The 1,311-nt window shown below is 67.5% G+C and carries 1 protein-coding gene; it reads left to right on the top strand.

Annotated elements, in window-relative coordinates:
• Nucleotides 1–202 precede the first annotated feature (202 nt).
• The coding region (locus ACIRS4_RS37265) for an ABC1 kinase family protein (RefSeq protein WP_404204567.1) at nucleotides 203–1,311 on the top strand (1,109 nt) is incomplete at its 3' end.

Raw genomic sequence — 1,311 nt, forward strand, 5'->3', positions numbered from 1 at the left:
CGGAGCGGCCACCGGCGAGTTTGAACGCCACCCTGGAGTGGGATCCGGACACCGCGCGGCTGGATCGGCGGACCTGGACGCCGCATCCCGACTGCGGTTGCGGCGCGGAGGCGGTGGTGTGATGGAAACCACTCCCCCTCGTCACCCGGCAGAACACCCGAATCACATGGCGGACCGTCTGGGACATCGGCATGATGGGAACGTGTCAGAGATTGTGAGCAAGCGCTCTTCCCGCAATGCCAAGCTGGCCAAGATTCCGCTCGGCATCGCAGGGCGGGCGGCCGTCGGATTCGGCCGCAAACTTGCCGGGGGAGACAAGCAGGAGATCAACGCCGAGCTCAATCAGAAGGCCGCCGAACAGCTGTTCGCCGTGCTCGGGGAGCTCAAGGGCGGGGCCATGAAGTTCGGACAGGCGCTGTCGGTGATGGAGGCCGCCGTCCCCGAGGAGTTCGGCGAGCACTACCGCGAGGCGCTCACCAAGCTGCAGGCCGCCGCGCCGCCCATGCCGGTCGCGGCCGTGCACCGGCAGCTCGACCAGCAGCTGGGAACCGGTTGGCGGCAACGATTCCGGGAATTCGACGACCAGCCCACCGCCTCGGCCAGCATCGGCCAGGTACACAAGGCGGTCTGGTCCGACGGCCGGACCGTCGCGGTGAAGGTGCAGTACCCGGGCGCCGACGAGGCGCTGCGCGCCGATCTCAAGACACTCAATCGGATGGCCGGCATGATGGGCGCGCTGATCCCCGGCGCGGAGATCAAGCCGATCCTCGCCGAGATCAGCGAGCGCACCGAGGAGGAGTTGGACTACCGGATCGAGGGCGGGCACCAGCGCCAGTTCGCCAAGGCGTTCCACGGGCACCCGCGCTTCCTGGTGCCGAAGGTGGTGGCCAGCGCGCCGAAGGTGATCGTCACCGAGTGGCTCGACAATGCCACCCCGGTCTCGCGAATCATCCAGCAGGGCATGGCCGATCCGGAAGGAACGGTCGAGCTGCGCAATCGGGTGGCGGCGCTGATGGGCGAATTCCATTTCAGCTCACCGGCCATCGCGGGCCTGCTGCACGCCGATCCGCATCCGGGCAACTTCATGGTGCTCGAGGACGGGCGGCTCGCGGTCATCGACTACGGCGCGTGCGCGCCGCTGCCCAACGGCTTCCCCAAGGTCCTGGGTGAACTGGTGGCGCTGGAGGTCGAGGAGCGTTTCGACGAGCTGGTGGCGCTGCTGCACGACCATGGCTGGGTCATTCCCGGAAAGACGGTGAGCATCCAGGAGATTCAGGACTATCTCCGCCCCTTCACCGACCCGATCAAGAC

Origin of the sequence: Streptomyces sp. NPDC101166, assembly GCF_044768125.1 — a bacterium.
Taxonomy (GTDB): domain Bacteria; phylum Actinomycetota; class Actinomycetes; order Streptomycetales; family Streptomycetaceae; genus Streptomyces.